Source organism: Flaviaesturariibacter aridisoli, assembly GCF_004343705.1.
Classification (GTDB): domain Bacteria; phylum Bacteroidota; class Bacteroidia; order Chitinophagales; family Chitinophagaceae; genus Flavisolibacter; species Flavisolibacter aridisoli.
In genome coordinates, this window is the sequence record NZ_SKFH01000017.1 from 17711 (window position 1) to 34491 (window position 16781).

A 16781-nucleotide genomic window follows, 5' to 3' on the forward strand; every position below is an offset into this window, starting at 1 on the left:
CTGACAAGCCGTTTTCCATTTTCGTTGCACAGGGCTGGAAAAAAGGCTGCAGTCAAAAGGCAAAGGTCAAAAAGGGACGCAAATACCGCTGTCGGAACCTGTTTCAATCGCCCCGAAGGGCGTACCGGTTGTGCCACCGGTAGATCCCCCGCAGGCAACGCCTTTACCGTTTGAGTGTTGCTCCTAGTGCACTTCGCGCTTCAGCCGTTCCAGCCCGGCCTGCATCGTGCTGCCGTAAGAGCTTTCAAAAAACAGCGAGCTGAACTTCTCCCAGGGGTACCAGCGCAGGTGGAAGTCGATGTACCACTGCAGCGTCAGGGAATCGGAGTTGGGGTATTGGTAGAGACGGAACCCGTTGTGGAGGTCGCGCACGCCGGGGTGGGTGAGCGTCACGCGGGCAAGGGAGTCGCTCCGCTCTTCCCAGCGAAAGCGGACGGCCTTCGCCATCTCCGTGCTGCTGTCGCTGAACCAGGGGTGCCAGCGCCGCCACTGGCTGCTGTCGCGCACGAGCGTCCAGACGTCGGCCGGTGCCGCGGCAAGGTTCGTCGCCTTCGAGATCCGCACGTTCGACGGGATCAGCAGGGACAGCAGGGTCCAGAGGAGAAACAGCAAAAAGGCAGAGATCAGTCCGAGTTTGAGGATGCGCACAGGAAAGGTTCTTAAGGTTCTGAAAGTTTTGAGGGTTCTGGTGGTTGTGGGCGGACAAAGGTAGCGGAAACAGCGGGGAAGCGGGGGGCCGCCTGCGCGGTGGATCCTGCGCTACGCCAGGCGCTACGCCAGGGGCGGCCTGCTCCTTTCCGTCAAAAGGCATCCCTTGGGGGCTACTTGCGACACATTTTATGTGGAAAAGCGCCTTAAAAGCTGCAGGAAAGGGTTCTCGCTCGCGAAAACGGATTTCTGCAGGGTGCAGGAAGGGGTTTTCGCCCGAGAGTAGGGCTTCCTGCAGGGTATGGAAGGCCTTCTCTACCGCGATACCTGCTTACTAAAGGTTGTAAAAGTGCCTTTTCGCGGGCGAGAAGGGCTACCTGCTGCCTGATTAGCTCACGGTTCAGGCCCCTACTCCCAGCGGAACACCCGCACCGTCGCCGCATACACCACCACGCCCCAGGCGCAGAGGATGAGGATCTCGGGCCAGCAGGTAACCAGCGAGGCGCCTTCGAAGGCCACCTTGCGCATCGAGTCGTTCAGGGCCGTCAGCGGCAGGGCCTTCAGCACCGGCTGCAGGAAGGCCGGCAGCGCGTCGCGCGAGAAGAAGGTGCCCGACAGGAAGTATTGCGGGAACATGAACAGGTTGGCGTAGATCGGGATCACGTGCTGGTTGCGGGCCACCGAGGCGATGAAGAAGCCGAAGCCCATAAACACCAGCAGCGCCAGGAAGCTCAGAAACAGCATCGAAAGCAGGGTGAAGATGCCGTTGGCGAGCGTGAAGTGGTAAAAGAAATAGCCGAAGGCGATCAGCACCAGCACCACCAGCAGCTGGAAGATCACCCGCGAGAGGCTTTCGCCGAGGATGATGTAGCCGCGGCGGATGGGGGTGGAGTACAGCCGCTTCAGCACCAGCGTTTCGCGCATCGAAAAGAACACGAAGGCGATGCTGAAGATCGAGGCGCCGATAAGCGAGAAGCCGATCATGCCGGGCAGCAGGAAGTCGATCATCTTGTATTCACGGCCTGGCTGGAAGTGGGGTACGATCTGTACGTACTCCGTGCGATCGGTGAACACCTCGGTTTCGAGCTCGTGGATGGCGTCGCGCAGCACAGGCCGCAGCACCACGAGGTCTTTGGCCGAAGCCTGGGTAAAACGCATCTGCAGCTGGTACGGTGCCGGGGCGCCCGCAGGTTGCTTTTGTATGGCAAGGATGGCGGTCAGCCGTCCCTTTTTGAGCATTTCCTCGATGTCTTTGCCGGGCTGGTTGTTGGGCACGATCCGCAGGCCTTCCGCATGACGCAGCTTCTGGTACACCTGCGTCGTGCTGTCGGTGCCTTTTTCAAAGGCCACGTCCACCGAAGACCCGCCGCCCCCGCCGATCGACCCGAAGATGACGATCAGCACGATGGGAAAGAACAGGCCGACAAACACCGCCTGCGGGCTCTTGAGCGTAGACCGCAGGCTGGCAACGGTGATGGCCAGCATGGCGCGGACCTGACTGTACGGTTGGGACATAAGTATGCAAATGTATGGTTCGACAAGCTCACCGGGACAGGCTGACTGCCCGGTCCTCTAAGGAAACTAAGTTGAATCAAGGTTCTTAACCGCGAAGAAAAAAAGGAAAGAAGTTGGTACGCGAACTGAAGGGTTATACAAAGAAACACGCCCCGAGACTTCGGGGGACCTTATTGGTGACTGGCCGCCTGTCAGCCTGAGCGCAGCCGAAGGCAAGGGGGCCTACCGGATCTCCATCTGGAACGGCATTCTCGCTTGAGGTGCGCGGCAAAGTCTGTTCAGTTCGATAAGCTGCTCGTATACCGCGAATTGTTCGGCGCCGAGTTGCTGGCGCAATTGCGCCATCGGCTCTTCTTTCTTGCGGTTGAGAAGCTCGTCGAGCCAGTTGCTGCGTTCGGGGTATTCGCGCAGTCGGTAGCTGCTCGTCTTTGCCATGCGGGCGGCGCAGCGTACGGCGTCGTCGAGGGTGCCGATGCGGTCTACAAGGCCGATCCGCAGCCCTTTGCCGCCGCTCCACACGCGGCCCTGCGCGATGGAGCCGATGTAGGCCGTGTCTTTCCTGCGGCCATCGGCCACGCGTTGCTTGAAGAGTGTATAAATACGGTCCACCTCCCGCTGCTGGAAGCCTTGCTCGGCAGTCGTGAGGGCGCGGAAGGGATTGTTGCGGTCGGCATAGGTGGCCGTCTTTACGCCGTCGAAGGTGATGCCCAGCTTTTCGTTGAAAAACCCCTGCAGGTTGGGCAGCAGCGTAAACACGCCGATGGAGCCGGTGATGGTATTGGGCAGGGCGAAGATCGAGTCGGCGGCGGAGGCGATGTAGTAGCCGCCCGAGGCCGCCACGTCGCCGAAGCTGACCACCAGGGGCTTTTCCTGCTTCGCCAGCTGCAGCTCGCGCCAGATGTTTTCCGACGCCAGCGCGGAGCCGCCACCCGAGTTGATGCGGAACACGATGGCCTTGATCGACTTGTCGAGGCGCGCCTTGCGGATCCACTTGATATAGTCTTCGTCGCCGATGCTCTCGCGGTCGCCGGGGCCGTCCACGATCGTGCCTTCGGCATAGATGAGGGCGATGCGGTCGCTGCCGCTTTGCTTGTAAGAAACGGCTTCGGCATAGGTATCGAGCTCCACGAAGGAGAGGCGGTCGTCTTTCCGGAGACCGGCGCGCTGCTTCAGCTCGTCGCGCACCTGGTCGTCGTACCGGAGTCCGTCCACCAGCTTGTAGCGCAGTGCGTCGCCGGCGTTCTGGATACTGCCTTCGTTGGAAAGGCGGCGCAGTTCGGCGGTGTCGATGCCACGGGCAATAGCCACGCGCTGGAGCAGCTCGCGGTCGATGTCGCCGAGGAATTCGGCCGTTTGCAGTTTGTTCTCCGGCGTCATGCGGTCGGAGCGGAAAGGCTCGGTGGCGCTTTTGAACTTGCCGGCATAAAAGATCTGGGGCTGGATGCGCAGGCGGTCGAGGGCGTTCTTGAAAAACAGTAGTTCTACGGCCAGGCCCTTCCACTCCAGCAGGCCTTGCGGGCTCACATACACGCGGTCGGCCACGCTGGCCACGTAATAGGCTTTCTGCTCCATGCGGTTGCCGTGGGCCAGCACGAACTTGCCTTTTCCTTTGAAGGCAGCGAGTGCCGCGCGCAACTCCTCGGAGGCCGCGTAGCCGTTGCCGTTGCCGTCGGCCTGCAAATAAATGCCGGCGATGTCTTTGTCGGCAGCTGCTTTGGCGATGAGGCGCACCACGTCGTACAGCCCGGGCGCATCGGCCTCGCCGCCGCTGATGCGGCGCAGCGGGTTGTGGCGCGACTGCTCGGAGAAGTGCTGCCCCAGGTCGATGCGCAGCACCGACTTCCGGGCGATCTGCGGCTTGTCCGAGGAGCCGAGCGCAGCAATCGTAACGAAGACGAAGAACAAGCACACGAGCATAAAGGCGAGCAGGGCCAGGAAGGAGGCGAGAAACATCTTGAGGAAGGCACGCATAAGGGGCAATTGGTATTCCGTTCAAAAATAGAGGATATTTGACGCCCTTGGAAGCAACGACACATACGGCGTACCTGCTGCTGGGCGGCAACCTCGGCGACCGCGTAGCCCTGCTGGCGGCCGCGCGGGCGGCCCTCGAAGCGGCAGCCGGACCCATCGCGGCGGCGTCCCCGCTTTTTGAAACCGCTGCCTGGGGTCTCGAAGAGCAGCCGGCTTTTCTCAACCAGGCTCTTTGCCTGGAAACGGCTTTGGGGCCGCAGGAGCTGCTCCGAACGGCGCTGTCGGTGGAGGCGGCCCTCGGCCGCGCCCGCAAGGAGCGGTATGGCCCCCGCCTGATCGACATCGACATCCTGCTGTACGACGATGCTGTGATCGACGAGCCCGGGCTGCAGGTGCCCCACCCGCAGCTGCCCGCGCGCCGCTTTGCGCTCACCTGCCTGGCGGCCATAGCTCCCCGCCTGCGCCACCCGGTGCTGGGGGCAACGGTGGCCGAATTGCTGGAGCGCTGCCCCGACCCACTGCGCGTGCATAACTTCCCCGGAACGTGAGCCCCGAATTCCTTTATTTTGCCCGACTGCAAGCGACCCGTGAAGTACAATTTTATTACCATTGAAGGCAATATCGGCGCCGGGAAGACCACCCTCGCCAACCTGCTGGCGAAGCATTTCGACGCACGCCTCGTGCTGGAGCAATTTGCCGACAACCCCTTTCTGCCGAAGTTTTACGAAAACCCGAGCCAGTACGCGTTCCCGCTGGAACTCTTTTTTATGGCCGAGCGCTTCAAGCAGCTGAAGGACCTGGTAGGGCAGAAAGATATGTTCCAGAGCGTGACCGTCACCGACTACCTGTTCACCAAGTGCCTGCTCTTTGCGCGGGTGAACCTGCCCGAAGACGAGTACCGCCTCTACCAGCGCCTGTTCGACATCATCCTGCAGCAGCTGGTGCAGCCCGAGCTGCTCATCTACCTGCATGCGCCGGTGAGCAAGCTGCAGTCCAACATCGCCAAGCGCGGCCGCCCCTACGAGCAGAATATCCCCGACGACTACCTCTTCTCGATCCAGGAGACCTACACGCACTACATCAAGCAGCACAACATGAAAACGCTGATCATCGATGTGTCGAACGCCGACTTCCTGTACAATGAAAAGCACTTTCAGACCATCCTCGACGCGCTCGACCGCGAGTATACCGAAGGGCAGCATTACCTGACGCTGCCGTAGAGAAAGTTTGTAGTTTGGGGTTTGTAGTTTGGAGTTGGCTGGCGCACCTGGGTGGCGTTGTCGCGCATCGCGGTCATTGCGAGCGTAGCGAAGCAAACTCCACAACCTAAAAACTGCTCCCTACGTAAAATAGCTTCGAGGCAAGACTTCTTTGCGTTGTACGCACTCCGCGAAACGGCGGAGTTTGCTTCGCTACGCTCGCAATAACGGGCCTTGCCCGTCGTCGACGCCTGCCAACCTCCCTGAACCACTAAACCTCTTGAACCTTCAGGAACCTTCCCGTCTGTACTTTCGCGTTCATGCCCGCAACCCTCGAACAGCGTCCCCACAGTTTGGCGCCCCTGTTATACCATTCCGAGTTCCGCCTCTTCATCATTGCCCGGTTTTTTTACACGATGTCGTTGCGGATGGTGGGCACCGTGGTGGCCTACCAGCTGTTCCAGCTCACACGCAGTTCGTTTTCGATCGGCATCTCGGGACTGTCGGAGTTCGTGCCGGTATTTTGCCTGGCGCTCTACGCCGGCTACCTCATCGACCGCTCCGACAAACGGACGCTGCTGCTGAAGGGAATTCTCAGTTACAGTCTTTGCGTGGCGGGCCTCGTGGTGCTCACAATGCCCCAAATGACGCAGGTGCTGTCGCGGAGCGTTTTGCCCGTCTTCTTTTACGGCATCATCTTCTTTACGGGCGTTATCCGTGCCTTTGCGGGGCCCACCACCAGCGCCATCATCGCGCAGCTGGTGCCGCGCAACATCCTGCACCTGGCTTCCGCCATCAGTTCCTCTACGTTTCTCATCTCCTCGATCGTGGGGCATGCGTCGGCGGGGCTCCTCATCGCGGCCGTGGGTGTGCACGCCACCTTCGTGGTGGTGCTGATGTACGTGCTGCTGGCCGCGTTCCTGGTTTCGCGCATTTCCAGGAAGCCGGTGCTGCACAACAGCGTGGGCATCCGAGCCATGGATTCGGTGAAGGAAGGGCTTCGCTTCGTGTTTCGCAACAAGATCATGCTCGGCGCCATCTCGCTCGACCTCTTCGCGGTGCTGTTCGGCGGCGCCGTGGCGCTCATTCCCGAAATCGCCGACCGGATCCTGAAAGTGGGGCCACAGGGCTTCGGCCTGCTCAATGCGGCCATCGACATCGGTTCGGCCGTGACGCTGCTGTTCAATACCTTCTTCCCGCTGCGGCGCCGTCAGGGTACGATCCTCCTGTTCGCGGTGTTCGGCTTCGGCTTGTGCATCATCGTGTTCGGGTTGAGCAACTTTTTCTGGATGTCGTTCGTGGCGCTGCTGGTGGCCGGGATGCTCGACGGCATTTCCGTAGTCATCCGGGGCACGGTGCTGCAGCTCACTACCCCCGACCAGATGCGCGGGCGTGTCAGCGCGGTGAACTCGATGTTTATCAACTCCAGCAACGAGCTGGGGCAGTTCGAGAGCGGCTTTTCCGCCCGACTGCTGGGCACCGTGCCCGCTGTTCTCTTCGGTGGCTTTATGACCATCATCGTGGTGCTCATCACCTGGTGGCGCGCGCCGGGACTACGGAAGTTTGAATACTAAAGAAAGTGGGAAGTCGGGAGTGGGAAGTCGGAAGTGCAGGACGTACGTAGTGAACGTGAACAGGTATGGGGACGGTTGTTTTTGTTTGCTCCCTACCTTTAAAGATCCCACCCCCAACTACAAACCCTAAACGACAAACCACAAACTTACTTCCCATGAACCGTAAAGACTTCCTCCGCTACACTTCCCTCGTTGCCGGGGGCACGCTCTTGTTCCGTAATAATGTATGGGCGTCCCTTCTTCCCCGGGCGGGCAACCTGAAGCTGCTGCGCAACAGCGTGGGTATTTATACGGAACGTGGCGGTACCATCGGCTTTCATGCGGGGAAGAACGGTTTCACGGTGATCGATACGCAATTCATGGACACAGCGCCCAACCTGATCGGGGAGCTGAAAAAGATGGCCGAAGAACCCTTTCTGCAACTACTTTATACGCACCATCACGGCGACCATACCGGTGGCGGCGCGGCCTTCAAGGGACTCGTGCAGGACGTGGTCGCTCATAAGAACGCGGCGGCCCACCACCAGTCGGTGAGCGCGGCGGCAAAGAAGCCCGCCGAGCAGCTCTATGCCACGATCACATTCGACGAGGAGCTGAAGCTCAAGAGCGAGGAAGCAAAGCTGAAGGGATTTTATTTCGGTGCCGGCCATACCAACGGCGATGCGGTGTATCATTTCCAGGACGCCAACATTGCCCACGTCGGCGACCTGGTATTCAACCGCCGCCACCCGTTTGTAGACCGTGCCCACGGCGCCTCGATGGTGCACTGGGCCGAGGCGCTGACCCGCATCGTCAAAAAATTCGATACCGATACCCTGTACGTATTCGGACACAGCGCCGAGGGGTACGAAGTAACCGGCAACAGCCGCGATGTGCTGGCGTTTCGCGAATACCTCGTGCGGGTGCTGGAGTTCGCCCGGCAAGAGCAAAAGGCCGGCAAAAACCGCGAGGAATTTGTCAAAAACACCACGGTTCCCGGCGTCAGCGAATGGAAAGGCGACGGCCTCGAACGATCGCTAGGAGCAGCCTGGGATGAGCTGACGGAAGCGAAGGGGGCTTAAGGGTTCTTAAAGTTTTCGCGGGTTCTTAAGGTTTTGCGTTGTTGGTAGTCGCTACCAACCAATAGACGATTTGGCTAGTTGCCGACTGTTATAAGGTTGCGCTGAGCCGGTCGAGCACCTGGTGCGCGATGGGGCAGAAGGTAGCATTCTTCAGGGACAGCCTGGGGCGCTTCAGCAGCACATCTTCATTGGTGTAGGGAAAGCGCGCGCAGTCGGACGGGCGCACGTCGTAAATGCTGCAATAGTTGTCGGTGCCCAGGAAGGGGCAGGGGCTCGACTTCACCACAAAATCACCGTCTTCGTCCACATTCAGGTAGGTTTCGATGAACACGCTTTCGCGGAGGCGGAGGTGTTTGCTGATGCGTTTGACGTCGGGCGTTTTGAAGCGGGGTGAGTAGTTCTTGCAGCAGGCGGCGCAGGCGAGGCAATCGTTGTCGGCCGTCGCTTCCTCGTGCAGGGCGGGCAGTTGCCGCAGCACCTTCCGCGCGTCGGCGCGCTGCAGGAAGCGCTGAAACTTCTTCTGCTGCTCTTTGGAATGAAAGTCGATGGGGCGCGCCATGCTGCAAAGTAAGCACATCCGGCGCGGACCGCTGCCTTCGGTCCTGTTAAATAGCGGCATAAAAGTGGCTGTAGCAGGGGTATAATGCTTGACTATGAGTACGTATTTTTTCCGGACGAACCTCCACGGTATCGGCAACATCTTAGCCATTAAGCAACAGCTCGACCAGTGGGAGCAGCGCGGCGAAATCGACCACTGGCACATCGATGTCAACAATGCCGAAGCGCCGCTTGAGATCGTGACGCAGCAACTGACCCCCGAGCTGGTGAAACACCGCATCCGCGAGCTGGGAGTCGACGTAGAGTTTACCACGCCCCCGGACAGTGCCGACCGCGGCAGCGACCGCAGCCGCCCGCCGGGCCGACCCTGATGGAGATGTCAGATCCCGGATGTAGGATGTAGACGTATACGAACTCCAAACAGTAAACTTCAAAACAGTACACTTCACATGGCTGAACATATTCTCGAAGGTTATTCCAACCTGGAAAAGGGTGCCTACCTGGGCGCCATCGCTTCTATTGGCACGGCCGACCGCACGGCTACAGACGCTGAGCTCGAGCACCTCGACACGCTCTCCGAAGCCGCCGGTCTCGACGACGAGCAAAGCGCCATGATCCGCCGTGCGGCTACCGAGCTGCAGGGAGACGAGCTAAACCGCTGCCTCGATGTGTTGAAGAACAGCGACCTGCGGTTTTCGCTGGTCACCGACTGCATAGCGTTCGCGGAAGTGGACGGCGACTACGGCGCTGATGAGAAGGCGCATATTCAAAAGATGGCCGATTACCTCGGAGTGGACCAGAAGCAGTTTTCGCTGCTTGACGAATTTGCCCACGAGGCCAAGGCGAAGGCAGCCGACCCGGAGACAGCGGCCAGCCCGCAATTCCTGGAGTCGTCGGGGCTGGGGCGCAAAATGGAGAGCGCAGGCATCAACCCGTCGAAACTGCTCAAGGGCATGCTCGGTGTAGTTGGACCAATTGTGCTGGCCGGGATGCTGAGTGGCGGAAGGCGCCGCGGCGGGCTCTTCGGGGGCATGATGGGCGGCCTCGGTGGCAGCCTCATCGGCGGCGGCATGGGCGGCCTCGGTGGCGGCCTCGGATCACTCACCGGTATGTTTGGCGGTGCCTTCCGCGGGGGCGGGTTCGGACGCCGGGGAGGCTTGCTGGGCGGATTATTCGGATTTTAAATCATGCAGCAGTATACCCGTTGGGCCATACAACAAAGCCGTAAGTGGCAGGCCGAAATGCAAAAGCGGCCTTCGGCACTGAGCCGCGTGTCGCAGCGCGTGCAGGCGAAGGTCAACGCGTTCATTCCTGAGAAGGCGCATCGCGTTATTACCGCGGCGATCCGCCATATGGTGGAAGGCGTTCTGTTCGGCGCCCGGCACCTGTCGCGCACGAAGGCGCTGGCCGGGCCGCTGCACCGCGTGGAGGCCGCTGTGGAAGAACGCATCCGTTATTACAAGCACGCAGCCGCGGCCGAGGGTGGCCTCACCGGTGCCGGCGGCTTCTGGACCAGCATGGCCGACTTCCCGCTCCTGCTCGGCTTCAAGCTGAAGCTGCTGTTTGATGTGGCGACACTCTATGGCTACAATCTTTCCGATTACCGGGAGCGTGTGTACCTGCTGCACATTTTCCAACTGGCCTTCAGCAGCCAGGAGCGGCGTCGGACTGTGTTTGCGCAAATGCAAAACTGGTCGGAGCACGCCCACGAACTTCCCGAAGACGTGCAGGATTTCGACTGGCGCCGCTTTCAGCAGGAATACCGGGATTATATCGACATCGCAAAGATGGCGCAGCTCATTCCGGGCATCGGCGCCGTAGTGGGCTTCGTGGCCAATTACCAGTTGGTAGACCGCCTTGGCCAGACGGCGATGAATGCTTACCGTATGCGCTGGATGGAAGAGGGGAGGCTGCGGTAACAGCCTTTGAATAATATTCATGGAAGAAGGTGGGCAGCACCCGTTATTCAATAGTTATGGATTCAATAGTCAATCAAAATATGCCTTCTTCCTGCTGATCAACAAGCGCCGACACGGTGGCGCGGTCGAACACGAGCTCGCGGTTGTTGATGACTTCGCGGAGCAGGTCGTGGATAGTTACGACGCCGACAAACTGCTCGTCGTCGTATGCCAGCAGGTAGCGGGTTTTATGGGCGTTCATCAAGCGCATGCACTGCTCGATGGTTTCTTCGACGTTGACGATGGGCAGGTCTACCGACATCACTTCGCGCACCGGTGTGCTGTTGCTCGCGTGTCCTTTGAGGATGACGTTGCGGGCGTAGTCGCGCTCGCTGAACAGGCCGCGGTACTGGCCGTCTTCCGTCACCACGAGGTAGCTCAGGTTGAGTGAGTTGAGCAGATTGAGCGCTTCGAGTACAAGCGCATTGGGCCCGATCTGATTGAACAAGGGCGGTTTGGTGGTAAGCAGCTGGGCGACGGTGCGCATGTTGGTTTTGTTTGTACGAATATACGCAAACCCGCGCGGGACGGGCATGATATTGGTCAGCGTCGTCGGTGCGGCATAATTTTTTTACGCTTCCTTCAAACTAATACATCTTCGTCATGGAAAAAATGAATGATCTCCGCGACCTGCTCAAAATGGAATTGCAGGATCTCTATTCCGTAGAAGAGCAAATCATCGCGGCCCTTCCGAAAATGATCGAGAAGGCCGGCAACCGCGAGCTGAAATCCGCGCTGAAAGAGCACCTGCGCATCACCGAGCAGCAGAAGGCCCGCCTGGAGACCCTGCAGCAACAAATGGGTGCTGCCGAGCAGGAGAGCGCCGGCCTTCTGGGCCGCCTCTTCAAGTCGCGCATTGTGTGCGAAGGCATGCAGGGGATCATCAAGGAAACCAACAAGGTGCTGAGTGAAAACATGAATCCCGACGTCATGGACGCGGCCATTATCGCCTGTGCCCAGAAGGTGGAACACTACGAGATCTGCGGTTACGGCACCGCCCGTGCCTATGCCCAGGAGCTGGGCTTGAATGATGTGGCCCAGACACTCCAGCAGACCCTCGACGAAGAATACGAGGCCGACCAGCGCCTGACGGTGCTGGCCGAAAGCCGCCTCAACCGGCAGGCCCAGGAGGCTGGCTCCAACGGTGCTTCGCGCAGCGCTTCCTCCAACAGCGGTGGTCGCAGCGGCAGCGTTAGGAAAACAGCGAAGCCCGAGCCTGTGCTCGAGATGGCATCTGCCGGTCGCGCTAGCAAAGCCGCTTCGGGCGGGAACAGCCCACGCGGTACCGGCAGCAGCCGCACGGCAAGCGCCGGCAATATGTCGGGCAGCAACACGCGCAGCAGCAAGAGCGGCGGCACGGCATCGCCGGCTTCCACGCCCGCAAGCAAGAGCACTTCGAGCCGCAATGCAGCCAGTAGTGGCAGCACCGGGCGCAACGGCACCTCTACCGGCCGAAGCATCAGTGGTAGCAGCTCGGGCGGCTCGGGCACGCTGGGCAGCGCCCGAAGCACGGCCAGCTCGGCCGGCAGCGCGACGCGCGGCGCGGGCAGCAACAGCGGCTCTACCCGCGGCACCGGTGGCGGCACTACCCGCTCGGCGGGCACCGGCACCTCCGGCACTACGCGCAGTACCCCCGCCCCGCGCGGTAGCGGCGGCGCCAGTGGCTCGGGCAGCAGCAACCGCAACACGGGCAGCAACCGCGGCAACGGCAATTCGTCACGCACACGCTAAGATATTCCCGCATAAAGAAAAAGCCCCCTGCTTCCGGCAAGGGGGCTTTTTTTATGGCATTCGATCACTTCTTGCGGCGGAAGTGGATCTGCATCGTCTTGCATTTTTTGCCGTCTTCGCCCTTGCCGTACATCTGCATGAGGTGGTGGTCCCGGTCGATGAAGGTGAAGGTTTCCCGCACGTCCACTTCTTGCGCCAGCGCAGGGTCCATCATGCGGCCGGCGAAGTTGATGGTCTTGGTGGTAGAATCCCAGCTGCCTTCCATCGTCATCACACCCGTGCCCATGTTGTCGATCCAGGTGGAAATGAATTTTTTCTTGTGGTTGTCGAAGGCGGTCGTGGAGATGCCTTCGAAGGCGGTGCCCATCATTTCGCCCCTACTCACCGACTGCTGGTAACGGTCGCCGAGGAGCATTTTGTTTTCGGTGGTCATCGTGGATTTTTGCTCGGGCGCGCCGGGCGCCATCCACATCGTCACTTCGGCTTCCCAGGTGCCGTTGGCGTCTTTGAGCAGTTGCTGCTCGGCGCCGGGCGTCATATAGGTTTGCCAGTTGCGGGCCTGCGTGGCCGAGTCGGGTTTGGTGCTGGCCGGCGGGGGCGGCGGGGCGTCACTGCTGGCGGCGGCTACTACGGGAGCCGATCCGCCCGGTTTGTTTTCGCTGTTGCAGGCAACAAGTGAAAGCGCCAGTGCTGCAGAAATCCATTTTTTCATAAGGTGAATTTGCTTAAATATACTACAAACCGGCAAGGATGGGCTTGCTCGGAACTTAATGCTATTTTAATGTTCTTTTAGCAAGAAGCTGTACCGGAAAAACTATCTTTGAAGCTCGATACAAATACCAAGGCAATCAACTCCACTTCGGTGGGGTTTTTTGTTTGCCCCAACAGCTGTTTTATTAGTCTATCGGACGATTTGTTTATTGGTAAGCCTGATCGCTGCCAGCTTCGTACTACGCCAACGTTTTAATAAATAAAAAGCCCCTGACCATAAGGTCGGGGGCTTTTTGTGCTGTATCGTCGCTATAAGGAGGCCTATTCCGCGTACATTTCCGTCGGCGGGCACACGCACACGAGGTTGCGGTCCCCGTAGGTGTTGTTGACACGGGCAACCGAAGGCCAGAACTTGTTCACCTTAACGGCGGGCAGCGGGAAGGCGGCCTGCTCGCGCGAGTAAGGCTTCGTCCAGCTGTCGGCGCAAACCGACGCCTGGGTATGAGGCGCGCCCTTCAGCACGTTGTCTTTTTTATCAACCGCGCCGCTTTCGACGGCAGCGATTTCATTACGGATCTCGAGCATCGCGTCGCAGAAGCGGTCGAGCTCGGCCTTGTCCTCACTCTCCGTAGGTTCCACCATGATCGTGCCCGGCACCGGGAACGACATTGTGGGCGCGTGGAAGCCGTAGTCCATGAGGCGCTTGGCAATGTCTTCCGCTTCCACTTCGGCGTTCTTCTTGAACGGCCGCAGGTCTACGATAAACTCGTGGGCGCACTGGCCATTGTGGTTCGTATACAGAATGTCGTACTGTCCTTTCAGGCGTGCCAGCATGTAGTTGGCGTTGAGGATGGCATACTCGGTGGCCTTGCGCACGCCATCTTTGCCGAGCATCCGGATATAGCCGTAGGAGATGAGCAGGATGGAGGCCGAGCCGTATTGTCCGGCCGACACTGCCCCCTGGCCGGGCTGCTGGGCGCCACCGCTAGTGAATACGTGGCCGGGCAGGTGCACGGCGAGGTGTTGCTTTACGCAGATGGGGCCCATGCCGGGGCCGCCGCCGCCGTGCGGGATGGCGAAGGTTTTGTGGAGGTTGAGGTGGCATACATCGGCGCCGATGAGGCCCGGGGCGGTTAGGCCAACCTGGGCGTTCATGTTGGCTCCATCCATATACACCTGTCCACCGTGTTCGTGCACGATGCGGGTGATCTCGGTCACCGTTTCCTCGTACACACCGTAAGTGGACGGGTAGGTGATCATGATACCGGCGAGGTTGGCGGCGTGCTGGGCAGCCTTGGCCTTCAGGTCTTCCACATCGATATAGCCGTTCTCCAGCGCCTTGACCACTACCACGTCCATACCGCACATGACGGCCGAAGCGGGGTTGGTGCCGTGTGCCGAGATCGGGATCAGCATCACGTTGCGATGGCCCTCGCCGTTGGCTTCGTGGTAGCCTTTGATGGCCAGCAGGCCGGCGTATTCACCCTGGGCGCCGCTGTTGGGTTGCAGGCTGCAGGCGTCGAAGGCGGTGATGCGGCAGAGGTATTTCGAAAGTTCCTTTACGATGAAGGCGTAGCCCTGAGCTTGGTCGACCGGTGCGAAGGGATGGATCTTGCTCCAGTGGCTCCAGCTCAGCGGCATCATTTCAGAAGCGGCGTTGAGTTTCATTGTGCAGGAGCCCAGCGGGATCATTCCGTGCACCAACGAGTAGTCTTTGCTTTCGAGCTGACGCAGGTAGCGCATCATCTTCGTTTCGCTGTGGTGTGTGTTGAACACCGGGTGCATCAGGTAGTCGGAGGTGCGGGTGAGCAACGTAGGAATGGTATCAAGCTGGCCTTCGTGCTGCACTTCAAAAGACACGGGGTCGGTGTCGTTTTCAAAGGAGTTGATCAGGTCGAGCAGGTCGGAAGCAGTGGTCGTTTCGTCGAGCGAAATGCCTACGAGGTTCTGCCCTTCGAAGTAGCGGAAGTTGAGTCCCTGGCGTTCGGCCTTGGTGCGTACCGCGGCCACGTTGTCGGCCTTTACCACGATGGTGTCGAAGAAGTATTCATTCAGCAACTCGTAGCCGCGCTCTTCGAGCGCGTTGGCCACGGTCTGCGCGAGCAGCGCTGTGCGCTTGGCAATGTTGCGCAACCCGTCGGGACCGTGGTACACGGCGTACATCGCGGCCATGTTGGCCAGCAGCGCCTGCGCGGTGCAGATGTTGGACGTAGCTTTTTCGCGCTTGATGTGCTGCTCGCGGGTTTGCAGGGCCATGCGGAGCGCACGGTCGCCGTTGGCGTCGATGCTTACGCCGATAATGCGGCCGGGGATGCTGCGCTTGAATTCGTCTTTGGTGGCGAAGAAGGCCGCGTGCGGGCCACCGTAGCCGAGCGGCACGCCAAAGCGCTGCGCCGAGCCGAGGGCGCAGTCGGCACCGAGCTCACCGGGAGGTGTCAGCAGCGTCAGGGCCAGCAGGTCGGTGGCCATGGCTACATACGCGCCGGTTTCGTGCACTTTCTCAATGAAGGCGCGGTAGTCTTCCACCGAGCCCTTGTCGTTGGGGTATTGAACGAGGGCGCCGAAGTAGGTGCCGTCGATGGTAGTGGTTTTGTAGTCGCCGAACACCACTTCGATGCCGTAAGGCAGCGCGCGTGTCAGCACCACGTCCTTTGTTTGGGGGAAGGTCTCGGCATCTACGAAGAAGCGCGGGCGCGCAATGGCGTGCGTGTCTTTATTGAGCATATTGAAGAACATGCTCATCGCTTCGGCGGCGGCGGTGCCTTCGTCGAGCAGCGAGGCGTTGGCGATGGGCAGCGCCGTGAGATCGCTTACCATCGTCTGGAAGTTGAGCAGGCTTTCGAGGCGGCCCTGCGCGATTTCAGCCTGGTAGGGCGTGTACTGGGTATACCAGGCCGGGTTTTCAAACAGGTTGCGGCCAATGACGCTGGGGGTGATCGTGTCGTAGTAACCCTGGCCGATATAGCTTTTGAGCACCTTGTTTTGCAGCGACACTTCCTTGAGGTGTTGCAGGTACTCGTGCTCGCTCATCGCCGGGGGCAGGTCCAGCTCTTCTTGCATGCGGATGTTGGCGGGTACGGTCTTGTCGATCAGCTCGTCGAGGGAGGCTGCGCCAATGGCTTTCAGCATCTCGGCGGTCTCGCGGGGATCGGGGCCCATATGCCGTTGATGAAATTCGGAGGCTTGTGCTTCAAACAGGCTCATGGAATAGATTTAGAAGTCGCAAAGGTACAGGGAAAATGCCCCATTCCGACGGCCTTAAGGCCCCAAGGGGTTTGTGGTTTATGGTTTGTTGTTTGTAGTTTGCAGCCGCCGGCAGAGGCCCGGGCTTCCTGCAGAATTTCCTGGTCCTAGCAACCACAAACGACAAACTACAAACTGTCCTATGGCGCTAAAACGTTCCCCGCAGCTCCAGCCCTTTTCCCGCGAGCACCACGAAGGCCTCCTGCTGGCCTGGAAGATCCGGCGCGGACTGGCCAGCGGCATCGCCCTGCCGCGCATTGCGGACTATGTGCTGTGGTACTGGAACCGTGCGTTGGAGGACCATTTCCGCCGCGAGGAAGCGGCCTTTCACCCCGCGCTGCCGGGTGCGCCCGGGCTGCAGCGGATGCAGGAAGAGCACGAGGAGATCGAAGGACTGCTCCAGGTACTGGCGCAGATCCCTGACGAAGCGCTGCTGGAAGAGATCGCCGCCAAAGTGCACGATCACATCCGCTTCGAGGAGCGCGAGCTCTTTCCCTGGATCGAGGAAGCGCTGGGAACCGAACGGCTCGACGCGCTGCAGGTATTGATCGAGGGGAAAAAAGAAAACGCCGGCCCGGGCTGGGCCGACGAATTCTGGCGATAATTCTTCTT

16 protein-coding genes are annotated in these 16781 nt (G+C 60.0%); 9 read left to right on the forward strand and 7 right to left on the reverse strand.

The features are described 5' to 3' along the window. Nucleotides 1-183 precede the first annotated feature (183 nt). The 3 genes from E0486_RS11340 to sppA form a co-directional block, all read right to left on the reverse strand. The gene (locus E0486_RS11340; protein ID WP_131852294.1) at nucleotides 184-648 is read right to left on the reverse strand and encodes an SRPBCC family protein; all 465 of its coding nucleotides are present in this window, start codon (nucleotides 646-648) and stop codon (nucleotides 184-186) included. 408 nt (nucleotides 649-1056) lie between these two features. Beyond that, nucleotides 1057-2163, reverse strand: coding sequence for an ABC transporter permease (locus E0486_RS11345; protein WP_131852295.1), 1107 nt, complete (start codon nucleotides 2161-2163; stop codon nucleotides 1057-1059). A 222-nt stretch (nucleotides 2164-2385) separates the two neighbouring features. Then, the gene (gene sppA / locus E0486_RS11350) at nucleotides 2386-4134 is read right to left on the reverse strand and encodes a signal peptide peptidase SppA (RefSeq protein WP_131852296.1); all 1749 of its coding nucleotides are present in this window, start codon (nucleotides 4132-4134) and stop codon (nucleotides 2386-2388) included. Nucleotides 4135-4181: 47 nt separating this feature from the next. On the opposite strand from sppA, the gene folK reads away from it, so the two are divergent. The 4 genes from folK to E0486_RS11370 all read left to right on the forward strand — a co-directional run bounded on the left by folK (nucleotide 4182) and on the right by E0486_RS11370 (nucleotide 7968). Continuing rightward, the gene (folK, locus tag E0486_RS11355) at nucleotides 4182-4682 is read left to right on the forward strand and encodes a 2-amino-4-hydroxy-6-hydroxymethyldihydropteridine diphosphokinase (RefSeq protein WP_131852297.1); all 501 of its coding nucleotides are present in this window, start codon (nucleotides 4182-4184) and stop codon (nucleotides 4680-4682) included. Between the two features lie 18 nt (nucleotides 4683-4700). Then, on the forward strand, nucleotides 4701-5354 hold the full coding sequence (locus E0486_RS11360; protein WP_243697429.1) for a deoxynucleoside kinase: 654 nt from the start codon (nucleotides 4701-4703) through the stop codon (nucleotides 5352-5354). A gap of 299 nt (nucleotides 5355-5653) precedes the next feature. Beyond that, nucleotides 5654-6907, forward strand: coding sequence for an MFS transporter (locus E0486_RS11365; protein WP_131852298.1), 1254 nt, complete (start codon nucleotides 5654-5656; stop codon nucleotides 6905-6907). A gap of 155 nt (nucleotides 6908-7062) precedes the next feature. Beyond that, a complete protein-coding gene (locus E0486_RS11370) occupies nucleotides 7063-7968 on the forward strand; it encodes an MBL fold metallo-hydrolase (RefSeq protein ID WP_165917296.1) in 906 nt (301 codons plus the stop codon). Nucleotides 7969-8056: 88 nt separating this feature from the next. Here E0486_RS11370 and E0486_RS11375 read toward each other — a convergent pair whose 3' ends face one another. Next, complete coding sequence (locus tag E0486_RS11375; protein WP_131852300.1) at nucleotides 8057-8527, reverse strand: YkgJ family cysteine cluster protein; 471 nt, start codon at nucleotides 8525-8527, stop codon at nucleotides 8057-8059. Between the two features lie 94 nt (nucleotides 8528-8621). Here E0486_RS11375 and E0486_RS11380 point away from each other — a divergent pair, with 94 nt between their 5' ends. From E0486_RS11380 to E0486_RS11390, 3 genes are all read left to right on the forward strand, one after another. Continuing rightward, entirely contained in the window at nucleotides 8622-8897 is a 276-nt protein-coding gene (locus E0486_RS11380) for a hypothetical protein (protein WP_131852301.1), read from the forward strand. Nucleotides 8898-8975: 78 nt separating this feature from the next. Then, the gene (locus E0486_RS11385) at nucleotides 8976-9710 is read left to right on the forward strand and encodes a TerB family tellurite resistance protein (RefSeq protein WP_131852302.1); all 735 of its coding nucleotides are present in this window, start codon (nucleotides 8976-8978) and stop codon (nucleotides 9708-9710) included. Nucleotides 9711-9713: 3 nt separating this feature from the next. After that, the gene (locus E0486_RS11390; RefSeq protein ID WP_131852303.1) at nucleotides 9714-10445 is read left to right on the forward strand and encodes an EcsC family protein; all 732 of its coding nucleotides are present in this window, start codon (nucleotides 9714-9716) and stop codon (nucleotides 10443-10445) included. Between the two features lie 73 nt (nucleotides 10446-10518). On the opposite strand, the gene E0486_RS11395 is transcribed toward E0486_RS11390, so the two are convergent. Continuing rightward, nucleotides 10519-10971 (reverse strand): CBS domain-containing protein, encoded by a 453-nt coding sequence (locus E0486_RS11395; RefSeq protein WP_131852304.1) that lies wholly within the window; start codon nucleotides 10969-10971, stop codon nucleotides 10519-10521. Between the two features lie 116 nt (nucleotides 10972-11087). On the opposite strand from E0486_RS11395, the gene E0486_RS19085 reads away from it, so the two are divergent. After that, nucleotides 11088-12215, forward strand: a complete 1128-nt coding sequence (locus E0486_RS19085; protein ID WP_207906247.1) for a YciE/YciF ferroxidase family protein — start codon at nucleotides 11088-11090, stop codon at nucleotides 12213-12215. A gap of 64 nt (nucleotides 12216-12279) precedes the next feature. Here E0486_RS19085 and E0486_RS11405 read toward each other — a convergent pair whose 3' ends face one another. Together E0486_RS11405 and gcvP are read right to left on the reverse strand one after the other, a co-directional pair. Further along, complete coding sequence (locus E0486_RS11405; protein WP_131852305.1) at nucleotides 12280-12927, reverse strand: DUF1579 domain-containing protein; 648 nt, start codon at nucleotides 12925-12927, stop codon at nucleotides 12280-12282. Nucleotides 12928-13247: 320 nt separating this feature from the next. After that, nucleotides 13248-16130 carry an aminomethyl-transferring glycine dehydrogenase gene (gene gcvP / locus E0486_RS11410; protein WP_131852306.1) on the reverse strand — a complete coding sequence of 961 codons (2883 nt, stop codon included), beginning with the start codon at nucleotides 16128-16130 and terminating at the stop codon, nucleotides 13248-13250. A gap of 181 nt (nucleotides 16131-16311) precedes the next feature. Here gcvP and E0486_RS11415 point away from each other — a divergent pair, with 181 nt between their 5' ends. Beyond that, entirely contained in the window at nucleotides 16312-16773 is a 462-nt protein-coding gene (locus E0486_RS11415; RefSeq protein ID WP_131852307.1) for a hemerythrin domain-containing protein, read from the forward strand. The last annotated feature ends 8 nt before the right edge of the window (nucleotides 16774-16781 follow it).

What these genes read in the sequence shown, in the direction of transcription:
- E0486_RS11345 (WP_131852295.1), bottom strand. Translation starts at nt 2,163, where the DNA reads ATGTCCCAACCGTACAGTCAGGTCCGCGCCATGCTGGCCATCACCGTT.
- sppA (WP_131852296.1), bottom strand. Translation starts at nt 4,134, where the DNA reads ATGCGTGCCTTCCTCAAGATGTTTCTCGCCTCCTTCCTGGCCCTGCTC.
- E0486_RS11365 (WP_131852298.1), top strand. Translation starts at nt 5,654, where the DNA reads ATGCCCGCAACCCTCGAACAGCGTCCCCACAGTTTGGCGCCCCTGTTA.
- E0486_RS11370 (WP_165917296.1), top strand. Translation starts at nt 7,063, where the DNA reads ATGAACCGTAAAGACTTCCTCCGCTACACTTCCCTCGTTGCCGGGGGC.
- E0486_RS11375 (WP_131852300.1), bottom strand. Translation starts at nt 8,527, where the DNA reads ATGGCGCGCCCCATCGACTTTCATTCCAAAGAGCAGCAGAAGAAGTTT.
- E0486_RS11380 (WP_131852301.1), top strand. Translation starts at nt 8,622, where the DNA reads ATGAGTACGTATTTTTTCCGGACGAACCTCCACGGTATCGGCAACATC.
- E0486_RS11385 (WP_131852302.1), top strand. Translation starts at nt 8,976, where the DNA reads ATGGCTGAACATATTCTCGAAGGTTATTCCAACCTGGAAAAGGGTGCC.
- E0486_RS11390 (WP_131852303.1), top strand. Translation starts at nt 9,714, where the DNA reads ATGCAGCAGTATACCCGTTGGGCCATACAACAAAGCCGTAAGTGGCAG.
- E0486_RS11395 (WP_131852304.1), bottom strand. Translation starts at nt 10,971, where the DNA reads ATGCGCACCGTCGCCCAGCTGCTTACCACCAAACCGCCCTTGTTCAAT.
- E0486_RS19085 (WP_207906247.1), top strand. Translation starts at nt 11,088, where the DNA reads ATGGAAAAAATGAATGATCTCCGCGACCTGCTCAAAATGGAATTGCAG.
- E0486_RS11405 (WP_131852305.1), bottom strand. Translation starts at nt 12,927, where the DNA reads ATGAAAAAATGGATTTCTGCAGCACTGGCGCTTTCACTTGTTGCCTGC.
- gcvP (WP_131852306.1), bottom strand. Translation starts at nt 16,130, where the DNA reads ATGAGCCTGTTTGAAGCACAAGCCTCCGAATTTCATCAACGGCATATG.
- E0486_RS11415 (WP_131852307.1), top strand. Translation starts at nt 16,312, where the DNA reads ATGGCGCTAAAACGTTCCCCGCAGCTCCAGCCCTTTTCCCGCGAGCAC.